The 10,125-nt window shown below is 38.0% G+C and carries 10 protein-coding genes; 7 read left to right on the plus strand and 3 right to left on the minus strand.

The features are described 5' to 3' along the window. The first annotated feature begins 98 nt into the window (after positions 1-98). The 4 genes from MKL33_RS05465 to MKL33_RS05480 all read left to right on the plus strand — a co-directional run bounded on the left by MKL33_RS05465 (position 99) and on the right by MKL33_RS05480 (position 4,172). Positions 99-1,004: an AEC family transporter gene (locus MKL33_RS05465; RefSeq protein WP_270906633.1), complete on the plus strand. Its 906-nt coding sequence runs from the start codon at positions 99-101 to the stop codon at positions 1,002-1,004. Positions 1,005-1,099: 95 nt separating this feature from the next. Continuing rightward, the gene (locus tag MKL33_RS05470) at positions 1,100-2,116 is read left to right on the plus strand and encodes a molecular chaperone DnaJ (protein ID WP_270906634.1); all 1,017 of its coding nucleotides are present in this window, start codon (positions 1,100-1,102) and stop codon (positions 2,114-2,116) included. 174 nt (positions 2,117-2,290) lie between these two features. Further along, a complete protein-coding gene (locus tag MKL33_RS05475) occupies positions 2,291-3,352 on the plus strand; it encodes a GTP pyrophosphokinase (RefSeq protein ID WP_270906635.1) in 1,062 nt (353 codons plus the stop codon). Between the two features lie 235 nt (positions 3,353-3,587). Continuing rightward, positions 3,588-4,172: a methyltransferase domain-containing protein gene (locus MKL33_RS05480; RefSeq protein ID WP_270906636.1), complete on the plus strand. Its 585-nt coding sequence runs from the start codon at positions 3,588-3,590 to the stop codon at positions 4,170-4,172. Between the two features lie 56 nt (positions 4,173-4,228). Here MKL33_RS05480 and MKL33_RS05485 read toward each other — a convergent pair whose 3' ends face one another. Next, positions 4,229-7,126 carry a valine--tRNA ligase gene (locus MKL33_RS05485; protein WP_270906637.1) on the minus strand — a complete coding sequence of 966 codons (2,898 nt, stop codon included), beginning with the start codon at positions 7,124-7,126 and terminating at the stop codon, positions 4,229-4,231. A 196-nt stretch (positions 7,127-7,322) separates the two neighbouring features. Here MKL33_RS05485 and MKL33_RS05490 point away from each other — a divergent pair, with 196 nt between their 5' ends. Genes MKL33_RS05490 through MKL33_RS05500 form a run of 3 tightly spaced genes read left to right on the plus strand, consistent with a single transcriptional unit; the run spans position 7,323 to position 9,314 of the window. Further along, on the plus strand, positions 7,323-7,994 hold the full coding sequence (locus MKL33_RS05490) for a hypothetical protein (protein ID WP_002116504.1): 672 nt from the start codon (positions 7,323-7,325) through the stop codon (positions 7,992-7,994). A gap of 25 nt (positions 7,995-8,019) precedes the next feature. Further along, entirely contained in the window at positions 8,020-8,826 is an 807-nt protein-coding gene (locus MKL33_RS05495; protein WP_005064503.1) for an SDR family NAD(P)-dependent oxidoreductase, read from the plus strand. 53 nt (positions 8,827-8,879) lie between these two features. After that, on the plus strand, positions 8,880-9,314 hold the full coding sequence (locus MKL33_RS05500; protein WP_017402613.1) for a nuclear transport factor 2 family protein: 435 nt from the start codon (positions 8,880-8,882) through the stop codon (positions 9,312-9,314). Here the strand turns inward: MKL33_RS05500 and MKL33_RS05505 are convergent. Beyond that, entirely contained in the window at positions 9,311-9,745 is a 435-nt protein-coding gene (locus MKL33_RS05505; RefSeq protein ID WP_032037324.1) for a YbjQ family protein, read from the minus strand. The two genes, MKL33_RS05500 and MKL33_RS05505, sit on opposite strands and share 4 nt — an antisense overlap. Before the next feature lie 7 nt (positions 9,746-9,752). Then, a complete protein-coding gene (locus MKL33_RS05510; RefSeq protein WP_000927245.1) occupies positions 9,753-10,103 on the minus strand; it encodes a YbjQ family protein in 351 nt (116 codons plus the stop codon). Between the last annotated feature and the right edge of the window lie 22 nt (positions 10,104-10,125).

The following is a 10,125-nucleotide window of genomic DNA, read 5'->3' on the forward strand; positions in this document are numbered from 1 at the left end:
AAAAACTCATTTTATCATGAGTTTTCATTATCTTTAATATATGACTAAACCAAGCTAATTGCCAAAACAGCAAGCCCTAATAAAACTCGAGTAAAGAAATGAATAGCATTGTTTTATCTCTATTTCCCTTAGTTGCATTAATTGCATCGGGATACTTATTTAAAAAATATCGTTTTTTTAGCGATGAGTTTTGGGCTGGGGCAGAGAAGCTAAATTACTATATTTTATTTCCAGCTTTGCTTTTTAGTACGCTATCGACCACAAAAATTGACTTACAAAGCTTAAGTACAGCCATTATTGCGATGTTGATTGTGGTTTTAACAGTGACCGCCTTTTTATACATACTTCGAATGTTTTGGCACATACCGCCTGCACGTTTCGGTGTGCACGTACAAAGTATGGTTCGCTTTAATACCTATATTGGTTTGGCTCTAGTCACTTCACTTTTTAAAACTGAAGGAATGGCAATTCTGGCAATTTTATTGGCGCTTTGCATTCCGCTTGTAAATGTTATTTCGGTGCTTGCTCTAACCTCTAAAGAACACATGGCAATTAAACCTGTTTTGATTGCACTCATTAAAAACCCGTTGATTGCATCATGTGTGGTCGGAGCCGCAGTCAATGCACTTCACATTCCTATTTGGGAAGGCTTTACTCAGTTTATTAAGCTTTTTTCAGTGTCGAGTTTGCCACTAGGGTTGTTATGTGTTGGCGCAGCTTTACAGTTTATGCAAATTAAAAAAGACATTGTGGTATTGGTAGCAGACACGTTTGCACGACTTTTAGCAGTGCCTGCATTGGCTTACGCGGTCTGTACGTGGTTTGGTTTACCAAGTTTGCAAACACAGATTTTAGTCATTTTCTTTGCGCTACCGACTGCTTCTGCTTCATACATTTTAACCAAAGTTTTAGGCGGAGATAGTCAGCTTATGGCGGCGGTAATTAGCTTTCAAACTCTATGTGCTGCCGTGACTTTGCCACTGGTCATTTGGTGGATTTCTTAAGATATAAATTTTAGGCTTTTTAACACTTAAAGAATGCTTGGCTACCTTCCTCATCTGATTATTGCTACACTTTTTTCTTTTTCAGGTGGATGAGTATGTCCTTTGATCTTAAAGTGAGCTTGCAGCAAAGGTCTGAGCCATCTGCACAGCAGAAAAAACTGAATCACCTGATTGATAAAATAGAGCAGCAAAAAGTTAGCCTGAGCACATGGCAAAATGCACAAGCTGAGATTCAACAGCACATTCGGCAAAAACTGTTGCCTGTGTATGGCGATTTGCATGAAGTGTTATTCCAACAGTTAAAGCAACTTTGGAATATGTTGCATAGTCATGAGTTTTCCAAAGCAGACATGCAACAACTAGATGAAAAAAATGCCCAGCTTGCACAAATGTTGAAGCACTCCAAAACGCTATCTGCTGAACAGTTGGAGTTGGTGAAGCAAATCGATACCTTTTATCAGCAACATGCACAAGAGTCGGTAAAAAAGAATAAAAAAGCTCATTCAATAAAATCTGAATACAAAGAAAGCGTTGATGAAAGTCCAGAACTTGAAGAAGACTTTGAACAGTATGCTGCCGAGCAGCAACACGCACGTGAACAAGCCAAACAGCAAAGACAGCAACAGAAACGTGAACACGCCGAGCAAATGGCAGCGCAGTCGCTCAAAACAGTTTATTTAAAAATTGCCGCGATGATTCACCCAGACCGTGAGCAAGATGAAACTAAAAAAGAAGAAAAAACTGAGTTGTTTCAACAAGCAAGTCAGGCCTACGAAAAGCAGGATTTGTTTTATTTACTCAAACTCCAGTTACAGCTTGAACAGAATAAAGGGCTAGGCGCTAAAGAGTTATCTGCTGAGCAGTTGCGGTTTTATAAACTGGCATTGGATACACAAAGTCAGCAGCTTGAAAGTCAAATAGCTGAGATTTTAGATTCTTTTCAGTTAGCCAAGAATGTTAAAGCAGAGCATGTACATATTAGTGACGTTTATAAAGCTATAGATGCTGATTGTGCTGAGTTAAAGGAGCAGGTGAAATGGGAAAAGGAACGTTTAAAGCACATGAAAAAGGTGAGTGGGCTAAAGATGTTGTTGGGGCACGGGGTTTTATAAACCTTGATCTGATCTTCACTTAAAAGAAGAGAAAATATTCAAATCATATGAGGAAGTAGTTAAATATTTTTTCCTATTATGATAAAAATGAAGAGTTAAAGTTAAATTTCTAAAAAGTAATTTTTATAAGAGAATTATTTAAAAGAGTTTGGATAAATAGATTATGGGATTATTATGAATTCAAAAGTCGATGTTAAAAATAAAGAAGATCATGGGCTTTGGTATGATAATAATATTGATCCTTACAAAGGATTAGCAGAAATTATTGCGGTAACACTTAAAAATTCTTTAGTTTCTCAAAAAATCAGTTTTGTCGATGTACCTTATAGACACAAAACTAAGAAAAGTTTTCTAAAAAAGATTAATGATAAACTTGCCGAAAAAGATTACAGCCCAGAATTAATGACTGATTTAGCTGGTATTCGTGTAATTACTTTAATTGAAGCTGATGTGCAAAAAGTTTGCGAACTAATTCAGACTATGTTTAATGTTCATCCTGCTGATAGTGTAAATAAATCTGAAAAATTAGGTGAAGAAAAGGTTGGTTATCGCTCTGTTCATTTTGTATGTGATGTGGGGAAAGTAAGAGGTAATTTACCAGAGTTTACTGCTTACAAAGGATTATGTTTTGAAATTCAAGTTAGAACGGCTTTAGAACATGCATGGGCGGAAATTGAGCATGATCGTGGATATAAATTAGGAGGGAAATTACCTTCACATTTGAACCGTCGTTTTAAATTACTTTCAGGTTTATTAGAGTCTGCTGATTTAGAGTTTAATCGTTTAACAGTAGAAATTGAAGATTACGCGAATCAGCTTAAGAAAAATTTAGATAAGCAAGAATATGAGTTAAGTACAATTGGCATAAAAACTCTTATTTATGAAAAATACCCTGAATACACAAAGAAAATAAATGATTTGGATAAGGAAGTTAATTTAAAAGTTTTAAAAGAGTTGAATTTGTTTGGTATAAAAAATTTAGGTGAACTTGATAAAATTATTAAATCAATAAAAGAACAATATGAATTTCCATATTCAAAAACCACTTTAGGCTTTGTGCGTGAATTAATGATGCTTACAGATATTGATCATTATTTTAATGAAGTTTATTCAAAATATGATAAGGATGATAGATGGTCCCATGTTGGTAAGGGAGGTATGGATTTTCTTATGCAGAAATATAAAAAAGATGAAATCGAGTCTATATTTGCAAAGTTTAATATTTTTCTTAAATAAAAAATCCCCTCAAGCGAGGGAATTTTTGAACTCAACTACTGTGTTACAGCATAGCAATTTGTTCCATATCTGCTTTAACTTTCTTTAACTGAGCAGCAAATTCAACAAGCTCGCTTTTTCACTTTTGCAAGTTGGCCCGTGATTTAGTCGGTAGCTTCTAAAAATAAGAAATCATTGTGGTTATATTCTTTATAAAATATAGTGTGAAAATTATAAAAATTAAAAGATCGGTTTTATGAATGAAAAATTTATTCAATTATCAAGAGAACTTAAACATAGACCTATTTTAGAAAAGGCTTTAGGTTATTTTCCTAACTTGCCTTTAGTTGCTATCGATTGTGGCTGTGGCGCTGGCAATGAATCTGCTTATCTACTCTCAAAGGGATTTAATGTTCATGCTTTTGATATTTCAATTGATGCACAAAAAGTCTGTGCTGAGCGATTCAAAGATGACTCTAAATTTACTTTCTATCATGAATCTTTTGAAGACTTTAATTTCCCATCTGCAAGCTTAATTATTGCTTCATCAAGTCTGTTCTTTTGTAACCCAAGTTATTTTTATAGCGTAATTAAACGAATGATAAATGCTCTTTCTGAAGGTGGAATTCTTGTAGTTGATTTATTGGGAATTTATGATGAGTGGGTTATTAGAGAACCTACAAAATTTATAGGATTTACTTATCAAGATATAGCTGATTTATTCTTATGTGATTTTAATCTGCTGTTTCATAAAGAAATTAATGAAAATTTACCTTTATTGGAAGGTTATATAAAAACATGGCATCTTCATATGCTGATTCTACAGAAAAGTGATTTTTAAATATAGAAAACCCAGAACCTGCTTGCACAGATTCTGGGTTTATTCGACTAAAAAGCTTAAAGCGCAGCAATTTGCTCCATATTCGCTTTCACTTTCTCTAACTGGGCAGCAAATTCAGCAAGCTTCGCTTTTTCACCTTCAACAACAGCCGCTGGTGCCTTAGATACAAAGCCTTCATTTGCAAGTTTGCCCGCGATTTGGTCGTGTTGCTTTTGGATTTTATCCAAATCTTTTTGCAAACGAGCAAGCTCAGCTTTAGGGTCGATTAAGCCTTTCATTGGTACAAATACCGATGCATGGCTTACAACGCTAGAGCAAGATAATGGCAGTTCTTGATCTTTATTCAAAAATTCAATGCTTTCAACTTTAGCCAAGGCTTTGAACAATGCTTCAATACGAATAATTTGTTCACGTTCAGCGTCAGAAGTGTTTTGAAGTAATACTGGCAACAAGCGTGCATTACCTAAGCCCAACTCACCACGAATGTTACGTACTGCACCAATCAAACCTTGAAGCCATTGCATGTCTGCTTCAGCTTGTTCATTGATTTTTGCTTGCTCAGGAATAGGGTATTGAGCAGTCATAATCGTTGGGCCGCCTTGACCAAGCATTGGTGCAAGCGTCTGCCAGATTTCTTCTGTCAAATACGGCATTAATGGATGAGCCAAACGTAATGATGCTTCCATGACTGCAAGCAATACACGACGTACTTCAGCTTTACGCTCTTCTGAAACTTCTGCATCGTTAAGAACTGGTTTCGTTAACTCAACGTACCAGTCACAGTATTCATTCCAAATAAAGTCGTAAATCGCTTGAGCAGCAAGGTCTAAACGATACGTTGCAAACGCTTGATGTACAGCGGCTTCTGCTTTTTGCAGACGGCTGATAATCCATTGTTCTGGAAGTTCCCATAGATCAGGGCGAGCGTCAGTACCAACAGTTTGACCTTCAACATTCATCAGAACGAAACGAGTCGCGTTCCAGATTTTGTTACAGAAGTTACGGTAGCCTTCAACACGTTTTAAGTCGAACTTGATGTCACGACCAGTGTTTGCAAGTGCACAGAACGTGAAACGAACTGCGTCAGTACCATAAGCATTAATACCTTCTGGGAACTCTTTGCGCGTTGATTTTTCAATCTTCGCAGCATCTTTCGGGTTCATGAGGCCAGTTGTACGTTTTGCAACTAAGCTTTCTAAATCAATACCGTCAATCAAGTCTAATGGGTCAAGTACGTTACCTTTAGACTTCGACATTTTTTGACCTTCACCATCACGCACCAAGCCGTGAACGTAAACAGTCTTAAATGGAACTTGAGATGAACCATCTTCATTTTTCATGAAGTGCAGGGTCATCATGATCATGCGGGCAACCCAGAAGAAAATGATGTCAAAACCAGTCACCAACACATCTGTAGGGTGGAAAGTTTTTAAGAAATCATTTGCTGCATCTTTTTGTGCGTCGCCAGTCCAACCTAAAGTTGAGAATGTCCAAAGTGCAGATGAGAACCATGTATCAAGAACGTCTTCGTCTTGTTTAAGTTCAACGTCAGCCGCGATGTTGTTTTTCGCGCGTACTTCTTCTTCGTTACGGCCAACATAGATGTTGCCATTTGCATCGTACCAAGCTGGAATACGGTGACCCCACCAAAGCTGACGTGAAATACACCAGTCTTGAATATCACGCATCCACGCCATGTACATGTTGCTGTACTGTTCTGGAACAAACTTAATACGGCCATCTTGAACTGCTTCAATTGCAGGTTCAGCAAGCGGAGCAATTTTTACGTACCATTGGTCAGTTAATAATGGCTCAATGATCACACCTGAACGGTCGCCACGTGGCGCTTTTAAGTCATACGGTTGGATTTGATCTAACCAGCCTTCAGCTTCAGCTTGAGCAACTAATTTTTTACGTGCTTCAAAACGCTCTAAACCAGCATAGTCCGCAGGTGCAGTAATCGTTTTAGAAATTTGTTCGCCAGCTTTTGCAATATATTCAAATTCACCTAAAACTTCGGCGTTTTTGTTGAAGATATTAATGATAGGCAAGCTATTGCGTTTACCTAGGTCATAGTCATTGAAGTCATGAGCAGGCGTGATTTTTACACAGCCAGTACCGAAGTCTTTTTCAACGTAGTCATCTGCAACGATCGGAATTAAACGACCAGTAATTGGTAATACAATATTTTTACCAACAAGGTGTGCATAACGCTCATCTTCAGGATGAACAGCAACCGCAGTATCACCGAGTAAAGTTTCAGGACGAGTTGTTGCAACAACTAAATAGTCTTTGCCGTCTTGAGTTTTGACTGATTTGTCTTCAAAGAAATATTTAAAGTGCCAAAGTGAGCCTTTTTCTTCTTTGCTTTCTACTTCAAGGTCAGAAAGTGCTGTTTGAAGTTTAGGGTCCCAGTTTACTAGGCGCTTACCGCGGTAAATTAAACCGTCTTCGTGCAAACGAACGAATACTTCTTTAACTGCGTTTGATAAACCTTCGTCCATCGTGAAGCGTTCACGTGACCAGTCTACCGAAGAACCTAAACGACGGATTTGTTTCGTAATTGTGCCGCCAGATTGTTCTTTCCATTCCCAAACTTTTTCGATGAACTTATCACGACCCAAGTCATGACGAGTTACACCTTGTAAGCCAAGTTGACGCTCAACAACCATTTGAGTTGCAATACCAGCATGGTCTGTACCTGGTTGCCACAAAGTGTTTTTACCCATCATGCGGTTATAACGGGTGAGGGCATCCATAATGGCATTGTTAAAACCATGGCCCATGTGCAAACTACCAGTGACGTTTGGTGGCGGAATCATGATACAGAATGATTCACCGTGACCAGAAGGTTTAAAGTAACCTTGTTCTTCCCACGTTTTGTACCACTTCTTTTCGATCTCGGTTGGATCGTATGTGGTTGCAATATTTTGAGCGGTTTGAGCGTCAGTCATAGTAGCTTAGATCGAATATGCATAAAAAATTGCATCTATTGTAGCAAAAAAATGCCTCGAAATTAATGTGCTGAAAACAGATAAACGGTTTTGTATTTTTTTCAAAAAACGGTAGATTTATGAAAGATGGATCACAATTTAATCGTGTGGCGACACGGCACAAAAATTACAAAAGAATTGAAAAAGGATGCTGCTGATGAGTTATGAAGTTTTTTTGAAAATTTCCGATTCGACTTATACCCAATTCGAGGCCATTCGGCAAAAACTACATGATGGAGTAAGTCAAAGTCAGGCAAAAGTTTTAGGGGATGTATTGTCTGATCTTTCTTGTGAAATTATTGAGCAGGTCTTTTCAGTGCTTTTACAGTCAGGAAATGCAAGCATGTCTCCAAAACAACAAGCTGAGTCTGAAAAAGTTATTCAGCAAGTTTTAGAGACTTTTCGAAAATACATGCCTTGGTCGGTTTCATTCTTTGGAAATGAACGTCTTTTACCCTTAGTTGACTACATGACATCACTCATGAAAGAGCAAGGGCAGCAAGTTTATATTACCTATCCAGTTACACTTCAACTGGTGCAACAAGCTGAAACCCTTACACAGCAAATTCGTGACGGTAATATGCAAAGTATTACGGCTGCATTTGAAACGCTCATACAAATTGTGGATTTAGGCGTAACAAGCCTAGTACGTGAGCCTAAAAAGCGTTTAAAATTTAATTTGGTTGTCGATAAAACTCTTAACGGAGTCATCAACATGACGACGCATTTGGGCTATAAACGTTTGGAAAAGTTAGGGACACAGGTCGATCAGACCACAGCAACTCATTATATCAACCACTTTTTGGCCTTCATGCATCAAGCAGCATAATTTAAAAAGATAATAGGAACATCACATGGCCAAACTTGATACTTTGCAAAATAAAGTGGTATGGATTACGGGCGCATCTTCTGGTTTGGGTAAGGCTTTAGCAGGAGAGTTGGCTTTACAAGGGGCAAAGTTGATTTTGACCTCACGTCGTTTTGAAGAATTAGAAGAAGTTCGGGTTGGTTTATTAAATCCCGATCATCATTTGTCTGTCGTTGCAGATATTACTGATGAAAAGCAGGTTCAAGAGGCTTACAAGCAGATTTTAAAGGCGAAAGGCCGTATTGACTGGCTCATCAATAATGCAGGTTTAAGCCAACGCGCTTTAATTAAAGATACGACAATGGCAACCGAACGCGCCATTATGGAAGTCGATTATTTTTCACAAGTCGCGTTAACTAAAACAGTATTACCGACCATGCTAAAACAAAAGTCTGGCCGAGTTGTATTTGTGTCGAGTGTAGCGGGTTTATTAGGAACACAGTACCGTGCAAGCTACTCGGCTGCTAAAGCGGCAATTCATATGTGGGCAAATAGTTTACGTGCTGAGGTCTCAGATCAAGGTGTCGAAGTTTCAGTTATTTTCCCGGGTTTTGTAAAAACTAATGTTTCTTTTAATGCACTCAATGGTGCAGGGGAACCTCAAGGCCATCAAGACGAAGCAATTGAAAATGGTTTAGAGGCAGATGTTTTTGCAGAGCAGGCTGTAAAAGCTTTAGTACAGGGTCAAGAATATATTGTTGTGGGTGGGGCTAAAGAAAAACTAGGTGTAATGGTTTCTCGGATGTCACCAAAACTTCTTTATAAAATGATTCGGAAAACAAAAGTAAAATAAAAAAGTGATTTTGCCGTGCTAAATTGGTGAAAAACCCGCATAGAAGGTTCACCATGGATCAGGATTATCACCGTATATTAGAAGTCGTCACGCGTTTTCAATTGGTCTTTGACCAGAAAAATTGGGACGCTTTTGATGAGTTATTGGCAGATCAACTTGAGGTGGACTATTTCCAATTTAGAGGAGAACCTTTATGTGTCGTGTCTTGTCATGAATATAAAGGCTCTCGGCAGCAAGCCTTGTCCCATTTACGACTACAACACAATTTGAGCAATCCTCTAATTCGGATTGAACAAGATCAAGCATGGCTAGAATGTAATTATCAAATTTATCGTTTTTCAGAAAATGATTATTTTCATTCTTTTGGTCGTTATTATTTTACTTTGGCGAAACAACAAGACCGTTGGAAAATTACCCGAATTTGCCAACATTTAACTAAAAATATTGGCAATCCACGTATTCATTTTTCTGAGGTTGGGCAGTATTAATCTTTAACTGCTGTTCCATAAGCAAAAACTTCGACCATTCCGCCTTGCATTCCGAGTTCGGTTGTACTCAGCCGAACTCCCATAATATGAGTAGCTCCTGCGGTATGGGCTTGTTGTTTTAAACGTACAATTGCCTCTCGGCGAGCACGTTCAACAATACTTTCATAACTGGTCAGTCTTCCGCCCAAAACATTTTTTATAGATGCCAATACATATTTAAAGTAATCATGAGAAATCACAACATTACTGCTAATAAAGTGGCCTAGCTGATCGCTTGTTGCAAAGCGATTGGTATCAATTCTGATATGGGCAAATTGTTGCTCTTTTTCTAGAAGTTCATTCAAATGTTTTCGTTCAATATGGCGGCCAAAAGCCCAACCAATGCTGAAAAGAATGAGAAAAATAACAAGCTGAAAAATAAGATTGTCCATTTTCTACCTATGCATTAAATGGATCGGGTAGATGAGGTGCTTGAGGCTGCACAACCACTGCTGTGCCATACACAAATAACTCAGAAGCACCTTGGGCAATATTTGAAGTTGAAAAACGAATACCCACAATTGCATTCGCACCAAGTTGCTGAGCTTTTACAATCATACGCTGCATGGCTTCTTGGCGAGATTCTTCTAATAATTCGGTATAACCCGTAAGTTCACCACCCACGATATTTTTTAAGCTTGCCATCAAGTCACGGCCAACATGTTTACTACGAACGGTACTTCCGTAAACAACATCCAGCTGCTTTAAAATTTGGTGGCCTGGAACACTTTCTAAATTACTCAATAACATTGTTTTTTATCAATCTAAATTC

The sequence above is a fragment of the Acinetobacter sp. AOR43_HL genome (assembly GCF_027854635.1).
GTDB classification, from domain to species: Bacteria; Pseudomonadota; Gammaproteobacteria; order Pseudomonadales; family Moraxellaceae; genus Acinetobacter; species Acinetobacter pittii.